Source organism: Halegenticoccus soli, from assembly GCF_002844195.1.
Classification (GTDB): Archaea; Halobacteriota; Halobacteria; order Halobacteriales; family Haloferacaceae; genus Halegenticoccus; species Halegenticoccus soli.
Genome location: NZ_PEND01000002.1, coordinates 596,319 through 611,094 on the forward strand (window position 1 = coordinate 596,319; position 14,776 = coordinate 611,094).

The 14,776-nt window shown below is 70.1% G+C and carries 14 protein-coding genes; 6 read left to right on the plus strand and 8 right to left on the minus strand.

Going from position 1 to position 14,776, the window contains the following annotated elements:
* Positions 1–2 precede the first annotated feature (2 nt).
* On the plus strand, positions 3–1,697 hold the full coding sequence (locus CNO20_RS07995; protein WP_101295596.1) for a thiamine pyrophosphate-binding protein: 1,695 nt from the start codon (positions 3–5) through the stop codon (positions 1,695–1,697).
* Positions 1,698–1,795: 98 nt separating this feature from the next.
* Positions 1,796–2,740, plus strand: a complete 945-nt coding sequence (locus CNO20_RS08000) for an NAD-dependent epimerase/dehydratase family protein (RefSeq protein ID WP_101295597.1) — start codon at positions 1,796–1,798, stop codon at positions 2,738–2,740.
* A gap of 75 nt (positions 2,741–2,815) precedes the next feature.
* Here the strand turns inward: CNO20_RS08000 and CNO20_RS08005 are convergent, their stop codons facing one another.
* Both CNO20_RS08005 and CNO20_RS08010 read right to left on the minus strand, forming a co-directional pair.
* Positions 2,816–3,412, minus strand: a complete 597-nt coding sequence (locus tag CNO20_RS08005; RefSeq protein WP_101295598.1) for an HD domain-containing protein — start codon at positions 3,410–3,412, stop codon at positions 2,816–2,818.
* An 8-nt stretch (positions 3,413–3,420) separates the two neighbouring features.
* On the minus strand, positions 3,421–4,143 hold the full coding sequence (locus CNO20_RS08010; RefSeq protein ID WP_101295599.1) for an EthD domain-containing protein: 723 nt from the start codon (positions 4,141–4,143) through the stop codon (positions 3,421–3,423).
* Between the two features lie 195 nt (positions 4,144–4,338).
* Here CNO20_RS08010 and CNO20_RS08015 point away from each other — a divergent pair, with 195 nt between their 5' ends.
* Both CNO20_RS08015 and CNO20_RS08020 read left to right on the plus strand, forming a co-directional pair.
* Positions 4,339–5,589 (plus strand): M24 family metallopeptidase, encoded by a 1,251-nt coding sequence (locus tag CNO20_RS08015; protein WP_101295754.1) that lies wholly within the window; start codon positions 4,339–4,341, stop codon positions 5,587–5,589.
* A 277-nt stretch (positions 5,590–5,866) separates the two neighbouring features.
* Entirely contained in the window at positions 5,867–6,871 is a 1,005-nt protein-coding gene (locus CNO20_RS08020; protein WP_101295600.1) for an LLM class flavin-dependent oxidoreductase, read from the plus strand.
* Between the two features lie 26 nt (positions 6,872–6,897).
* Here CNO20_RS08020 and CNO20_RS08025 read toward each other — a convergent pair whose 3' ends face one another.
* Positions 6,898–7,278, minus strand: a complete 381-nt coding sequence (locus tag CNO20_RS08025) for a PaaI family thioesterase (RefSeq protein WP_101295601.1) — start codon at positions 7,276–7,278, stop codon at positions 6,898–6,900.
* 222 nt (positions 7,279–7,500) lie between these two features.
* Between CNO20_RS08025 and CNO20_RS08030 the strand changes: the two genes are divergently transcribed.
* Entirely contained in the window at positions 7,501–7,995 is a 495-nt protein-coding gene (locus CNO20_RS08030) for a VOC family protein (RefSeq protein ID WP_101295602.1), read from the plus strand.
* Positions 7,992–8,390 carry a hydroxyphenylacetyl-CoA thioesterase PaaI gene (gene paaI, locus CNO20_RS08035; protein WP_101295603.1) on the plus strand — a complete coding sequence of 133 codons (399 nt, stop codon included), beginning with the start codon at positions 7,992–7,994 and terminating at the stop codon, positions 8,388–8,390. Before CNO20_RS08030 ends, paaI begins: the two co-directional genes overlap by 4 nt.
* Before the next feature lie 90 nt (positions 8,391–8,480).
* On the opposite strand, the gene paaK is transcribed toward paaI, so the two are convergent.
* From paaK to CNO20_RS08060, 5 genes are all read right to left on the minus strand, one after another.
* On the minus strand, positions 8,481–9,767 hold the full coding sequence (paaK, locus tag CNO20_RS08040) for a phenylacetate--CoA ligase PaaK (RefSeq protein WP_101295604.1): 1,287 nt from the start codon (positions 9,765–9,767) through the stop codon (positions 8,481–8,483).
* A 156-nt stretch (positions 9,768–9,923) separates the two neighbouring features.
* Positions 9,924–10,649, minus strand: coding sequence for an ABC transporter ATP-binding protein (locus CNO20_RS08045; protein WP_101295605.1), 726 nt, complete (start codon positions 10,647–10,649; stop codon positions 9,924–9,926).
* Entirely contained in the window at positions 10,646–11,440 is a 795-nt protein-coding gene (locus CNO20_RS08050; protein WP_101295606.1) for an ABC transporter ATP-binding protein, read from the minus strand. The genes CNO20_RS08045 and CNO20_RS08050 overlap by 4 nt, the downstream gene beginning before the upstream one ends.
* Positions 11,440–13,389: an ABC transporter permease gene (locus CNO20_RS08055; RefSeq protein ID WP_101295607.1), complete on the minus strand. Its 1,950-nt coding sequence runs from the start codon at positions 13,387–13,389 to the stop codon at positions 11,440–11,442. Before CNO20_RS08055 ends, CNO20_RS08050 begins: the two co-directional genes overlap by 1 nt.
* Positions 13,390–14,661 carry an ABC transporter substrate-binding protein gene (locus CNO20_RS08060; protein WP_269844126.1) on the minus strand — a complete coding sequence of 424 codons (1,272 nt, stop codon included), beginning with the start codon at positions 14,659–14,661 and terminating at the stop codon, positions 13,390–13,392. It lies immediately after the preceding gene.
* Between the last annotated feature and the right edge of the window lie 115 nt (positions 14,662–14,776).

Genomic DNA, 14,776 nt, shown 5'->3' on the forward strand with positions numbered 1-14,776 from the left:
TGATGAACACCGCCGAACGAATCGTCGAAACGCTCGAGGCGCTCGGCGTCGATCGGGTGTTCGGCTACCCCGGCGGACGGATCATCGAACTGTTCGACCACCTGCCCGAATCGGACGTGGACCTCGTCCGACCGCGGGACGAGCGCGAAGCGAGCGTCATGGCCGAGATGCACGGCCGCCTCACGGGCGACCCCGGCGTTCTCGCCGGCCAGGGGCCGTGGATCGGTAGCCTCGGCGTCATCGGCCAGATGGAGGCGCGCCTCTCGTCGTCGCCGATGGTCGTTCTCACGGAGGCGAGCGAGCGCGGCGACTACTCGACGCTCGCGCCGTACCAGCAGTCCCGGGGCGACTACGGCGGCGTCTCGCTCCCCGAGATTCTCGACGCCGTGACGAAGGAACACTGGTTCCCGCGCACGCCGACCGAGACGGTACGGAGCGTGCAACTCGCGTTCAAGCACGCCGTCGCGAACCGGCCGGGGCCGACCGCGGTCATTCTGGACGGCGACGCCGTCACTCGTGAGGTCCCCGAGGGCACCGTGCCGCCGACGTGGGATCCGGAAGCGCAGACGCGGACGTGGCGCGCCCGCCCGACCGCCGCCGACCTCGCCGCCGCCGCCTCCGCCCTCGCGGACGCGGAGCGCCCCGTCGTCGTCGCCGGGAACGGGGTTCACGCGGCGGGGGCGTACGACGAACTGCGCGCCGTCGCGGAGGCGTACGGGGCCGCCGTCGCCACGTCGTACCTCGGCAAGTCGACGATCCCCGAGACGCACCCGCTCGCCGCGGGCGTCATCGGCTCGTTCGGCCACGAGGGGGCGAATCAGGTCGTCAGCGAGGCGGACGTCCTGCTCGTCGTCGGGTGCCGGCTCAACCCGATGGACACGAACTGGCAGTCCCCGGAGTTCATCCGCCCCGACGAACAGACCATCGTCCACGCGGACGTCGACACCAGGAACGCCGGCTGGGTCTACCCGGCCGACGTGGGGCTGATCGGAGACGCGGCCGAGACGCTCCGGGAACTCGCCGAGGCGGGCGGCGGCGACAACGACTGGGCCGCCGACCGCGCGGCCGAGGCGCGCGAGTCGTTCGCCGCGCCCGAGTGCGAGTCCGACGCGTCGCCCGTCCTGCCGCAGCGGGCGGCGAAGGAGATCGAGGCGGTCGTCGACGGGGACACGATCGTCACCGCCGACTCCGGCAACAACCGCTTCTGGCTGCTCAACTACCTGCAGGCCCCCGCCGTCCGGACCTACTTCGGCAGCGGCGGCGTCGGCGGCATGGGCTGGGCGAACCCCGCGGCGGTCAGCGCGGCGCTCGTCACCGGAAAGGACGTCGTCGCCGTCGCGGGCGACGGCGGGTTCGCCATGACGATGACGAGCGTCGAGACGGCCGTCGAGTACGGCGTCGCGCCGACGTTCGTCGTCCTCAACGACGCGAGCCTCGGGATGGTCAGACAGATGCAGCGCGGGGAGAACGACATCGCGGGCGTCGAGTTCCACGACACGGACTTCGCGGCCGTCGCCGAGGCGTTCGGCGCAGTCGGACTGCGGGCGGGAACGCCCGACGAACTCCACGACGCCCTGCGCGAGGGGAAGGCGAACGACCGCCCGACGGTCGTCGACGTCCGCATCGACCGCGAGCAGGACATGGCCGCGACGCTCCAGTCGTCGTTCTACGCCGAAGTCGGCGGGCTGCACGAGTAACGCGGATTGCACGGGTAGCGTACCGCGGGCGAACCCCGCCGCTGGGAAACCTTTTTACCGCCGTCGGGCGCTCTTTCGAGCGTATGTCAGCAACCGTCATGGTAACCGGCGGGACGGGGTTCATCGGCTCGTACGTCGCCGAGGACCTGCTCGAACGCGGCCACGACGTCGTCGCCTACGACCTCTCGACGGACACGCGGATCCTCGACAAACTCGGCATCGCCGACGACGTGGAGATCCGGCGCGGCGACGTCACCGACCCGACGGACGTGGTCCGCGCGGTCAGAGAAACCGGGACGACGCGCGTCGTCCACCTCGCCGCGCTTTTGACCACCAGCGCGCAGGCGAACCCGCGGCTCGCGCTCGACGTGAACGTGCAGGGGACGAACAACGTCTTCGAGGCGGTGCGGACGCTCTCCGATCAGGTCGAACGCGTCGCGTGGGCCTCCAGCGCGGCCGTGTACGCGCCGCCCGCGAACTACGGCGACGACTGGGTGACCGAGGAGGATCTCGTCTACCCGGACACGCTCTACGGCGCGACGAAGGAGTACAACGAACACCAGGCGCGCGTCTACCACGAGGAGTTCGGCGTCTCGCACGTCGGCCTCCGACCCACCGTCGCGTACGGTCCCTACCGCGAGACGGGCGGGTCGGCGTTCCTCGCGAACATCGTCGAAAAGCCCGCGCTCGGCGAGCCCTTCTCGGTCGAGTACGGCGACCAGTACATCGACTGGCAGCACGTCCGCGACATCGCGCAGGCGTTCCGCCGCGCCGCCTTCGCCGACGAGTCCGACCTCTCGCGGCGCGTCTACAACGTCCGCGGCGAACTCGCGACGATCCGCGAGGCCGTCGAGACGGTCCGCGGGATCGTGCCGGACGCGGATCTGGAGGTCTCCGACGAGGGCGAACTGCCGTGGACGCAGAAGCTGGACATGACGAAGGCGCGGGAGGATCTCGGCTACGAGCCCGAGTACGACCTCGAATCCGGGTTCCGGCAGTACGTGAACACGCTGCGCGAGGAGGCCGGGCTGGACCCGATCTGAAGATTCCCGTCGGCGCGGAGGGTCTCGTCGGTCGTATCGGTCCCCGTCGCTCGCACCGCTCTGCGCCGCGCTGCGCTATCGTCGCGTCTGGGAGTACTCGCGGACCCACTCCTTCAGGCTGATTCCCATCGTCGCCTGGGTGATGGCGTTCGAGGACGCCGAGTTGGCGCTCTTCACCAGCTCCGCCTCCAGCGTCCGCGTCGGGATCTCGCCGATGAAGTGGGGGATCGCGCGCTGGACGGCGAGCGGGCAGCCGACTTCGTGGGCGAGGGCGTACCCCGAAAGCGAGTGAGGGATCTCGCCGCCCGCGTACCGGGGGTCCGGATCCTCCAGCCTCTCCGCGTCCACGTGATCCACGTACTCGTAGCACTTCCCGACGTCGTGGAGCAGGCAGGCCGCCCGGATCACGTCGAAGTCGGGGGCCGCCCCGTGGAAGTCGCGCTGCTCTTCGGCCGCCCGGACGGCGATGCGCGTGACGCCCCGGACGTGCTCGACGTTCGTCACCTCGTGGATGTTCCACGCGTAGGGAACGTCCTCGACGTCCCGCCAGCCCCCGCGTTCGAGCCCGAGGCGCCACGCCTCGATCACCCGCTCGCGGAGGTCGTCGCTCTCGATCTCCCCGAGTTCGGGGTACGCCTCCTCCACCTGCGTGCGGCGGTCGATGTTCGTCATGGGCCCCGCTACCGCCCCGTCTCGTCCTTCTGGACGGTCTCTCGGCCGATGAACCGGGGCCGCCGTTCGACGTCGAGGAAGCTGTCCACGTCCTCGCGGGCCTCCTTCGCCTTCCCCCTCGCCGGGTCGTAGTCGCGCGACCCCTCGCTGCCGAGCGCGTCGTGCAGCGCGTCGAGGTCCTCGAAGTACAGCTCGGCGACGCCGTCGAACTCGGCGTGCTCGGGATCGACGGGGAGCACCGTGGCGTAGCGGACGACGCCCTCGATCTCGCGGGCGATCGGCGTGTGGTTAGTCTGCCAGTAGTCGACGAACTCCTCGTGGGTCATCCCCTCTTTCCGGACGAGGAAGGCCGAGTGCTTGTACAGCCCCGTCGTGTCGCCGCCCGTCTCGTCCTTCTGGACGATCTCCTCGCCGATGAATCGGGGCCGCCGCTCGACGTCGAGGAAGTTGTCCACGTCCTCGCGGGCCTCCTTCGCCTTGCCCTTCGCCGGGTCGTAATCGCGCGATCCCTCGCTGCCGAGCGCGTCGTGCAGCGCGTCGAGGTCCTCGAAGTACAGCTCGGCGACGCCGTCGAACTCGGCGTGCTCGGGATCGACGGGGAGCACCGTGGCGTAGCGGACGACGCCCTCGATCTCGCGGGCGATCGGCGTGTGATTGGTCTGCCAGTAGTCGACGAACTCGTCGTGAGTCATCCCCTCCTTGCGGACGAGCAGGGCTACGTGCTTGTACATGCCACCCGTACGATCTCCGGGCTGGACAATAAAACGTGAGGGATCCGTCGGGGAACGGTGGCGCGGCGGACGGCGGCGAGGACGAGTAGCGCGATCCACCCGATCGGCGGTTATCTCGCGCGGAACCGCCGGTTCACCATCATTAATATGCGAGGACGTAGACGGGCCGACATGGGCTTTTACGAACGCACCTTCATGGAAGGCACGCGCGGCACGATGGCCGTCGACTGGGAGGAGCGCATCGACGTGCGTCGGCTGCGCGAGGAGCGAAAGGAGCGCGCGCTCGAACGGATGCGCGCCGCCGGCCTCGGGAGCATGCTGCTCGTCGACGACCCGAACATCCGCTACGTCACCGGCCTCGCCATGACCGGCGGCAGCGGGGCCGACCACTACTCGCTGCTTCTCGAAGACGGCTCGGTCGTCCACTGGGACACCGCGGACCACGCGAGCAATCAGCGGTTCAACTGCCCGTGGCTGACCGACGTCCGCTACGCCTGCCCCGGCCTCGGGAACGTCCCGCGCGCCTCGGGCAGCGACTCGGCGCGGCGCTTCCTCCTCGACAAGATGGCAGAGACGGTGGTCGACGCCCTCGACGAGTACGGGCTGAAGGGCGAACCGATGGGGATCGACGTCGGCAACGCCGGCCTCGCCGGCGCGTTCGACCGGCGGGGGATCGACGTCCGTCGGGAGGAGTGCTCGGCGGCGATGGAGGACGCCCGGAAGGTGAAGACCCGCGACGAGATCGAGTGTCTTCGAACCGTGGCCGCGATCTGCGAGGCGGGCTTTCAGGCGATCAAGGAGGGCGCGAAGCCCGGGATGCGCGAGTCGGAGGTGTGGGGCGAGGCGACGCGGGAACTCTGGCGGCACGGCGCGATGGTGCAGGGCGGCTACCTCACCTCCGGCCCGAACACGTGGCCGAAGCACCAGGCGAACACGACGGACCGGCTGATCCGCCCGGGCGACCTCGTCTACGCCGACTTCTACAACATCGGCTACCTCGGCTACCGCTCCTGTTACTACCGCACCTTCTCGGTGGGCGAGCCGACCGAGGCGCAGGCGGCGGCGTACGAGACCGCCCGCGACAACCTCTACGCCGTCCTCGAACGCATCGAACCCGGCGCGACGACCGACGAGATCGCCGCGGCGTTCCCGGACCGCGAGGGCGAGCACATGGACTGGTACGGCGCCGACGAGCACTGGGAGATGACGACGAACCACTGGGCGCACGGGCTCGGCCTCCAGCTGTACGAGGTGCCGCTCGTCTGGCGCGGAATCTCCCCCGACCACCCGATCGAGATCGAGGAGGGGATGACGATGGCCGTCGAGACGCAGGAACCGGCGGACCGGCAGGGCGTCCGCGTGGAGGAGATGGTCGTCGTCCGGGAGAACGGCGTCGAGATCCTGAGCCAGTGGCCCGTCGAGGAGATCACGGTCATCGACCGCTGAGTCGCCCTCGTCGACCGCGACCCTCCGCTGTCGACCGCGGCTCGCCGTCGGCGCCCGCTGACGGCGTCGCCCTCGGCTCTCGGCTGTCGACCTCCGCTGTACTCCGAGCGGTAGCGTCGTCCGGGCAGCGTTCAGCTGAGCGGTCGCAGACGGCCCACCCGTCACGGGGGGACTTTCGAGACGGTCTCAGCGGTTCACTCCGCTGAACCGCTCGTCTCTGAACGCTGTCGACGTCCGGAGGGCGAAGGACTAAGCCCCCCGCGGCGACACCACCGGTATGCGACTCGGAACCGGCCTGTTCACCTGTCAGCGCCGCCCCGACGACGACCGTCCGACGACCGAGCTGTACGACGAGATGTGCGCCCTCGCGCGGGCCGCGGAGGACGCCGGCCTCGACAGCGCGTGGGTGTCGGAGCACCACTTCCTCGACGACGGGTACCTCTCGGGGACGATGCCCGCGCTCGCGGCGCTCTCCCGCGAGACGAGCCGCATCGAGATCGGCTCCTGCGTCGCCCTCGCGCCCCTGTACGACGCGGTGCGGCTCGCCGAGGACGCCGCGACGGTCGACCTGCTCTCCGGCGGCCGGCTCGTCCTCGGCCTCGCCATCGGATCGAACCCCCGCGAGTTCGCCGAGTTCGGCGTCCCCCGCGAGGAGCGCGCGGAGCGGCTCGCCGACGCCGTCGAACTGCTCCGCGGCGCGTGGTCCGACGGCCCGATCGGGTACGACTCGGCGTTCCACCCGGTTTCGCCCGACACCTCCGTGACGCCGAAGCCCGCGCGGGACGTCCCGATCATGCTCGGCGGCGCGGCGAAACCCGCGGTCAGGCGGGCCGCCAGGACCGCCGACGCGTGGTGCGCCCCCTCCTCGCTCTCGATCGACGGGCTCAGAACGCGCGTCGAGGACATCCGGGCCGTCCGCGACGACGAGGGCCTCGACGGCGACTTCGCGGTGTACGTCCTCCAGCACGGGTTCGTCGACGACTCGCGGGAGGACGCGTGGGAGGCGATGCGCGACGGCTACCTCTACATCCAGCGGCGGTACGCGGAGATCTTCTCCGGCGACTCCGTCCCGGAACTCCCCGCGGAGCGCCGCCGAGAGCTGAGAGAACAGGCGATCTTCGGCACGCCGGAACAGGTCGCGGCGCGGTTGAACGAGTACCGCGACGCGCTGGGCGACGACGTCCACTTCGTCTTCCGGACGTACCACCCCGGAACCGACACGGATCGGATGGTCGAGTGCGTCGAGCGGCTCGGCGACGAAGTCGCGCCGCTGGTGGCGTGAGGGGGCGACGGTTCGCGCCCGAGCGATCAGCCGGTCTTGTACACGCCGCGCGCCTCGGCCGTGTGCTCGCCGTCGACGTACACCGCCACGTCCACGACGCCGACGTCGCCCCCGAGGCGGACCACGTCTGCCTCCGCCGTCAGGTCGCCCGTCCCCGCGCTGAGGTAGTCGATCCGCATGTCGATCGTCGGGACGGGGCGATCCACGAGCGACACCAGCGCGGCCCCGCCGACGGTGTCCGCGAGGGTGAACGTCACGCCGCCGTGAGCCATCAGGCGGTCGGCGTTCCACGACAGCTCCTCGCGCATCTCGACCCGCCCCTCGGCGTGGCCGTCCGCCGCTTCGGTGAGTTCGATGCCGACGAGGTCGGCGAACGGCATCGTCTCGAAGAACTCCTCGATGTCCATGGCCGAAACTCGGCCACCGGTCACTTAACGCTCACTGTCGCGGAGGAGGCGTAGCGGCGGGATGAACCGGGACGCGGACGGAAGCCGAGGAGAGCGCGTCCGCACCGCACCGGCTGCGGACGCCTCGAACGTCCCTCCCCGGGCGCGCACACTCACCGGGGGAGGGGGTGCCGTGGTGAACGCGGGCGGAGGATTAATGGGTTCGACGACGAGAGAGGGGGTATGTCATCCCACGGCACGCCGATACGGGTCGACCACGTCGGCATCGCGGTCGAATCCATCGCGGAGGCGGAGCCGGTGCTGTTCGCGCTCGGGTGCGAGAAGACCCACGAGGAACCGGGTCCCGACGGCTCGTTCGCGTGGGCGACGTACGACTTCGGCGACGCCTCGCGGCTCGAACTGATCGCGCCGGCGGGGGACGGGGGGTTCCTCGCGGAGTACCTGGACGCGAATGGACCCGGCCTGCACCACGTCACGCTCGAAGTCGCGGACCTCGACGCCGTCGTCGACGCGCTGGAGGCGTCGGGGGCGCGGATCGTCGACCGGCGGGAGCACGACGACTGGACTGAGGCGTTCGTCTCGCCGCGCAACCCGACGGGCGCGCTCTTTCAGCTCATGGAGTACCGCGACGGCTACGCGGCCGATCGGGGCGGCCCGGAGCGCGCGTACGTGGGCGGCGAGCGGCTCGGGGCGGCCCGCGGCGGGGGCGATCGATGAGCGAAAACGGCGTTCCCGCCGAGGTCAGAGAGCGGATCGAGTCCGATCCCTACTGCCGGACGCTCGGCATCGAACTGCGGTCGCTCGAACCGGGCGCGGCGACGACGGCGCTCGCGGTGACGGAGGAGCTGTTGAACTTCCACGGGACGCCCCACGGCGGGGCGGTGTACTCGCTCGCGGACGCGGCCTTCGCCGCGGCGTCGAACTCGCGCGGCGAGGCGGCGGTGGCGCTGGAGACGAACGTGTCCTACCTGACCGCGGTCGACGCGGGGACCGAACTCGAAGCGCGGGCGACCGAGACCCACCGCACCCGCCGGACGGCCGAGTACGAGGTGGTCGTGACGGCGGCCGGCGAGCGCGTGGCGACGTTCCGCGGGCGCGTCTACCGACCGTAGACGGCGGCGACTGCGAGCGGCGACGAGAATCGCGAAGGGGCGGAAACTGTAACGGAACGACGACCGCGAGACGACGCCGGTCCGCGTCCGTCAGCGGTGGTCGAACACGCGCTTTACCTTCCCGACTTCGGTGCGCTCGATCGTTCCGGGGCCCGCCACGACGAGTTCGTCGGGCGTGACGTCGAGCACCTCGCGGAGGCGCGATTCGATGCGGTCGCGGAGCTCCTCGGCGACGCCGTCGAACTCCTCGTAGTGCTCGACGGTGATCTTCATCCGGTCGAGGGCGTCCTCGCGGGTGAGATCGATGCGGTAGTGCGGGGCGACGCCCTCGAAGTCGAGCATGACCTCCTCGATCTGGCTGGGGTAGACGTTCACCCCGCGGACGATCAGCAGGTCGTCGGCGCGGCCGGTGACGTTGTCCATGCGGACGCAGGTGCGCCCGCAGTCGCAGCGATCGTAGTTCAGCGAGGTCACGTCGCCGGTGCGGTAGCGCAGGACGGGCAGCGCCCGCTTCGTCAGGCTCGTCAGGACGAGCTCGCCCTCCTCGCTGGGCGGCAGCGGTTCGCCCGTGTCGGGGTCGACGACCTCGGGGTAGAAGTGGTCCTCCCAGACGTGCAGGCCGTCCTGCGCCTCCTCGCACTCGATGGAGACGCCGGGGCCGATGAGCTCCGAGAGGCCGTAGACGTCGATCGCCGTGACGCCGAGCGCCGCCTCGATCTCCTCGCGCATTGCGTCGGTGAACGGCTCCGCGCCGATGACGACCGTCGAGAGCGGGAGGTCGCGCGCGTCGACGCCGCGCTCCGCCGCCGCCTCCGCGAGGTACAGCGAGTACGACGGCGTGCAGGCGAGCACGTCGCTTCCGAGGTCCCGCATGAGCTCGATCTGCCGCCCCGTGTTGCCGCCGCCCGTCGGGACGACGCAGGCGCCCAGCTCCTCGACGCCGTCGTGGAAGCCGAGGCCGCCGGTGAACAGCCCGTAGCCGTAGGCGTTCTGGACGACGTGGTCCTCGCGGACGCCCGCGGCGTACAGCGACCGGGCCATCACCTCCCGCCAGACGCCCAGGTCCTCGGCGGTGTAAGCGACGACCTTCGGCTTGCCGGTCGTCCCCGACGAGGCGTGGATCCGGACGACCGCGTCCCAGTCGACGGCGAACAGCCCGTCCGGGTACTCGTCCCGGAAGTCCTCCTTCGTCGTGAACGGGAGCTTCGAAACGTCGTCGACGCTCTCTACGTCCTCGGGGCCGACGCCGAGTTCGTCCATGGCCTCCCGGTAGAACGGGACGTTCTCGTAGGCGTGCGCGACGGTCTCTCGGAGGCGGTCGCTCTGGAGGCTCCGCAGGTCCCCGCGGGACGCCGCCTCTACCTCATTATAGACCATACGAAATGCCGTCGTTACACCACTAAATAGGTTTGCGTCGAGCGGTCGCGGGGGTCGAGACATCCGCCGGGGTCGAGGAACCCGCCGGTGGGGGAGGTTCGCCCGCGAGCGTCGAGAGGCCCGCGGGACGGTACCTCCCGCGGGCGGCCGCGCCGCTCAGACGGTCACGCCGAGGTGTCGCTCCATCACCGACTCGTTCGCCTCCAGTTCGGCGGGCGCGCCCTCGAAGACGACGCGGCCGCGGTCGAGGATGTAGACGCGGTCGGCGAGAGACAGCGCGACGGCGACGTTCTGTTCGACGAGGAGGACGGTGATCCCCTCCTCGTTGATCTCGCGGATCAACTCGGAGACGCGGTCGACGATGAGCGGGGCGAGCCCCTCGGTCGGCTCGTCGAGGAGCAGCAGGTCCGCGCCCGCCACGAGCGCCCGCCCGATGGCGAGCATCTGCTGTTCCCCGCCGGAGAGATCGGTGCCGCGGGACCGCCGCCGACGCCCCAGGTTCTCGAACGTCTCGAGCACCTCCTCCGGGTCGCGCCGGTTCGCCGTCTCGCTCCCGCCGTACCGGCCGACGGCGAGGTTCTCCTCGACGGTCAGGCCGGGGAAGACGCGACGCTCCTCCGGGACGAGACCGACGCCGCGGCGGACGGTCTCGATCGGACCGAGGCCGGTGACGTCCTCGCCGTCGTAGCGGACCGTCCCGGCCGTCGGCGTGACGGCTCCGAGGATCGTCCGCAGCGTCGTCGTCTTGCCGACGCCGTTCCGCCCGATGAGCGCGACGGTCTCCCCCCGGTTCACGTCGAGCGAGACGCCGTCGAGCACCTGCGTCTCGCCGTACCCGGCGCGGACGCCGTCGAGCCGCAGGAGCGGATCGCCGTCGCTCATCGTTCGCCCCCGAGGTAGGCCGCCTGCACGCGCTCGTTCGCCGCCACGTCCGACGGCGAGCCGGTCGTGAGCTCCCGCCCCCGATCGAGCACCGTGACGCGGTCCGAGACGTTCATCACGAGGTCGATGTCGTGTTCGATGAGGAGCAGCGTGCGGTCGGCGAGCACGTCGTCGATGAGCTCCATCGTCGCACGCGTCTCCTCGCGGCTCATCCCCGCGGTCGGCTCGTCGAGGAGGACCACCTGCGGGTCCGTCGCGAGGACGAGGCCGAGTTCGAGCCGCCGCCGGTCGCCGTACCCCAGGGCGGCGGCCCGCTCGGTCGCCCGGTCGGCGAGGCCGACGCGTTCGAGCGTCTCCTCCGCGCGGGCGTTGATCTCCTCGAAGTCGGCCGTCGAGCAGAAAAAGCGCTCCGCGATGGGGAGACCCGCGTCGTAGACCGACTGCGCCGCGACCCGGACGTTCTCGTGGACCGTGAGCGCGCCGAAGACGTTCGTGATCTGGAACGACCGGCCGATGCCGCGGCGGACGCGTGCGTGCGGCGGCAGCCGGGTCACGTCCTCGCCGTCGAACCGCACCGTTCCGGACGTGGGCGGGAGCGCCCCCGATATCAGGTTGAAGAGCGTCGTCTTGCCCGCGCCGTTCGGACCGATGACGCTCCGGAACTCGCCCCGCTCGACTTCGAGGGAGACGCCGTCGACGGCGACGAGGCTGCCGAACCGCCGGGTGAGGTCCTCGGTGACGAGCACCGGATCCGCGGTCTCGCGGACCGTCCCCGATTCCGCCGCGGCCATCAGTCTGTCACCTCAGTCTCCTCCTCGGCGAGCACGTCGGTCCCGCCGCCGGGCGACCGGTCGAACCGCCCGGCGAGCAGTCCCGGCAGGGACACGAGGCCGCGCGGAACGAAGATGACGAACAGGACGAAGATCAGCCCGAGGACGCCCTGCCACTGCTCGGTGATTCCGAGCAGCAGTTCCTTGCTGACGAGGTAGACGCCCGCGCCGAGCATCGGCCCGTAGAGCGTCCCCATCCCGCCGAGGATGGTCATGACGATGACCTCGCCCGACCTGATCCACGCCAGGAACTCCGGCGAGACGCCGCCGGTCTGCACCGCCGCGAGTCCGCCCGCGAGCCCCGCCAGCCCGCCGCTGACGACGAACGCCCGGCGCTTGTACACGGTGACGTCGTAGCCGATGAACCCGGTGCGGAGTTCGCTTTCGCGGATGGCCTGGAGGACGCTCCCGAACGGCGCGCGCATCACCTGCCGGGCCAGGAGGTACGAGCCCACGACGGCCGCGAGGACGACGTAGTAGAAGACGCTGACGCCGCCGACGAGTTCGATGCTGCCGACCGACGGGCCGGCGAAGAGGCCGTAGACGGGGTCGAAGCCGAACAGGCCGTCGCTGCTGCCGGCCCACTCCAGCTTGAACACGGCGCTGAAGAACAGCTCCGCGAACGCGAGCGTGATCATGGAGAAGTAGACGCCCGAGACGCGGATGGAGAGGTAGCCGACCACCCACGCGATGACGGCGCTGACGGCGATGCCGACCGCGAGCGCGACGAACAGCGACGGCACGAGGTGCATGACCGCGAGCACCGTCGCGTACGCGCCGACGCCGTAGAACAGGACGTGCCCGAGCGAGACGAGGCCCGCGTACCCCATCACGAAGTCGAGGCTCAGCGCGAAGAGCGCCCAGATGAGGATGTTGACGACCAGCGTGTTGACGTAGTACGACGGCAGCCCGATGAGCAGCGGCGTCACCGCGAGGACGCCGACGAGTCCGACGCCGATCCGCCGTTTGAGGGCCGAATCGAACACGTCGGCGTCGCCGGCGGTCAGCAGGTCGCCGCCCTCCCCGCCGGTCCCCCACTCGGGGTTGCCGAACAGCCCCTGCGGGCGCAGGAGGAGCACGGCGATCATGAGCAGGAAGACGGCCAGCCCCTCGAGGAAGGGGAACTGGCTCCGGACGAACGTCTGGATGACGCCGATGAGCAGGCCGCCGACTACGGCCCCTCGGAAGCTCCCCAGGCCGCCGAGAACGACGACGATGAACGCGGGGATGATGACCGCGTTCCCCATCCCCGGCGCGACGTTCTGGCGGCCGGCGAGGACGACGCCGCCGACGGCGGCGAGCATCGCCCCGAACGCGAAGACGATCGTGTAGTAGCGGTCGATGTCGATGCCGAGGTAGCGGACCATGTCGCGGTCCATCGACCCCGCGCGGATGACGAGTCCGTACCGCGTGCGGGTGAGCGCCAGCCACGTCCCGAGCGCGATGAGCGCGCCGATTCCGATGACGAAGTAGCTGTAGAGGGCGTAGTCGAAACCGAACAGGGTGACCGTCCCGGAGAGCAGCGGCGGCTTGGCGAACTGGTAGGGCTGCTGGCCCCAGATGAGCGTGATGACGTCCTTGAAGATGAGGACCAGCCCGAACGTGAGTAGGATGTGATACAGCGGGTTGCGGCCGTACAGCGGCCGGATGGTGAACCGCTCGACGCCCGCACCGACGAGACCGACGAGGAGCGGTGCGACGAGCAGCGCCACCCAGAACCCGCCGCTGCCCGTCGCCAGCGCGACCGACAGGCCGACGTACGCGCCGAGCGCGAAGAACTCGCCGTGGGCGAAGTTGATCACGTCCATGACGCCGAAGATGATCGACAGGCCGGCGGCCAGGAGGACGTACACCATCCCGATGGTGAGGCCGTTGAGCACCTGCTCTAAGAGCGTCGTTGCGGCCGACATCTACCCGAGCGAGCAGCCGAGTTGTTCACAGGGCGGCAGCGCGTCCTTCCCCTCGACTTTGCTGAGGAGTTTCACGCCCGCGGTCTCGCCGCTGCCCTCGACGAGCTCTCCCATCCACGTGGGGTTCATCGCCTGGTGGTCGCACGCGCGGAACTGGTTCCTCCCGAAGATGGTGTCCATCTCCATGCCCGGGAGCTGGTCCTTGACCGCCGCCGGCTCGTTCGACTCCGCCGCCTCGATGCCCCTGGCGGTCATCCGCAGCGACTCGTACCCGACGCGCGCGAAGTTGTCGGGGTCCTCGCCGTCGTACTCCTCCCGGTAGGCCTCGACGAACGCCCGATTGTCGCCCGTTTCGAGCTGCGGCACGTACCGGACGCCGCCGTAGGTCCCCACCGCGGCCTTTCCGAGCGCGCCGCGGACGACGGCGAACGTCATCGTCGGGCTCATGAGGTTCACGCGGTCTTTCAAACCCTGACTGGCGGCCTGTCCGACGAAGTTGATGAGGTCGCTCCCGGTCATCCCCAGAACCGCGACCTGCGCGTCGGAGCCGCCGATCCCGCTGATGAACGAGTCGTAGTTGCTCGCGCCGAGCTGCGACCGCGAGACGCCGACGACTTCGAGGTTCGCATCGGCCGCCTCCATGCGCGATCGGACGCGCTTGAGGACCGACTCGCCGTACGCGTAATCGGAGATGTGGAACCAGACCCTGTTTCCGAGGTTCTTCACCGTGTACTCGGAGACGGCTTCGGCGACCTGGGCGGTGTTCGTCTCCGCGCGGAAGACCCACTCGTTGCAGGCTTCGCCCGTGATCGGCACTGCCGCGCCCCCCGGGTTGTAGATGATCTCCTCGTCCTGCGCGAACTCGTTGAGCGCCAGCGCGACCGAACTGGAGATGGCACCGAACAGGAACTGCGCGCCGTCTTTGTTGACGAGCCGCCGGGCCGCCTGCTGGGCCGCCGTCGGATCCGTCTCGGTGTCTCCCTTCACGAGTTTCAGCTCGAACCCGAACTCGTCGCTCTCGTTTATGTGCTTCGCGGCGAGTTCGGCGCCCTTCCGCTGCGTCGGACCCAGACTGTTGTACGTTCCCGACATCGGGTTGAGGGTGGCGTACGTGACGGTGTTCTCCGCGTCGCCGCCGATCGTGCCGAGACAGCCGGCGACCCCCGCGGCGCCGAGGGTGGCCGACGTTCCGACCGCCTTGAGCAACCGGCGCCGGGTTGGGGCGATACTACGGTCTCTCCGCTTTGAGGGGGGCGTGCCACTCATGACCATACCGACCGACGGGTTCATGGTGTATTAATTATTGTGATGATTCACACACGACGGGACGCAAATAACTCGAACGCCCCCGGACGTGGTCGAGGGGCCGCGACGAACGACTGTTTTC

Bases quoted from the DNA above. Each gene is read 5' to 3' on its own strand.
- CNO20_RS08045 (WP_101295605.1), bottom strand. From the start codon at position 10,649: ATGAGCGACGGCGATCCGCTCCTGCGGCTCGACGGCGTCCGCGCCGGG.
- CNO20_RS08020 (WP_101295600.1), top strand. From the start codon at position 5,867: ATGCGACTCGGAACCGGCCTGTTCACCTGTCAGCGCCGCCCCGACGAC.
- paaK (WP_101295604.1), bottom strand. From the start codon at position 9,767: ATGGTCTATAATGAGGTAGAGGCGGCGTCCCGCGGGGACCTGCGGAGC.
- CNO20_RS08010 (WP_101295599.1), bottom strand. From the start codon at position 4,143: ATGTACAAGCACGTAGCCCTGCTCGTCCGCAAGGAGGGGATGACTCAC.
- CNO20_RS08000 (WP_101295597.1), top strand. From the start codon at position 1,796: ATGGTAACCGGCGGGACGGGGTTCATCGGCTCGTACGTCGCCGAGGAC.
- CNO20_RS08060 (WP_269844126.1), bottom strand. From the start codon at position 14,661: ATGGTCATGAGTGGCACGCCCCCCTCAAAGCGGAGAGACCGTAGTATC.
- CNO20_RS08005 (WP_101295598.1), bottom strand. From the start codon at position 3,412: ATGACGAACATCGACCGCCGCACGCAGGTGGAGGAGGCGTACCCCGAA.
- CNO20_RS08030 (WP_101295602.1), top strand. From the start codon at position 7,501: ATGTCATCCCACGGCACGCCGATACGGGTCGACCACGTCGGCATCGCG.
- CNO20_RS08055 (WP_101295607.1), bottom strand. From the start codon at position 13,389: ATGTCGGCCGCAACGACGCTCTTAGAGCAGGTGCTCAACGGCCTCACC.
- CNO20_RS07995 (WP_101295596.1), top strand. From the start codon at position 3: ATGAACACCGCCGAACGAATCGTCGAAACGCTCGAGGCGCTCGGCGTC.
- CNO20_RS08025 (WP_101295601.1), bottom strand. From the start codon at position 7,278: ATGGACATCGAGGAGTTCTTCGAGACGATGCCGTTCGCCGACCTCGTC.
- paaI (WP_101295603.1), top strand. From the start codon at position 7,992: ATGAGCGAAAACGGCGTTCCCGCCGAGGTCAGAGAGCGGATCGAGTCC.
- CNO20_RS08050 (WP_101295606.1), bottom strand. From the start codon at position 11,440: ATGGCCGCGGCGGAATCGGGGACGGTCCGCGAGACCGCGGATCCGGTG.
- CNO20_RS08015 (WP_101295754.1), top strand. From the start codon at position 4,339: ATGGAAGGCACGCGCGGCACGATGGCCGTCGACTGGGAGGAGCGCATC.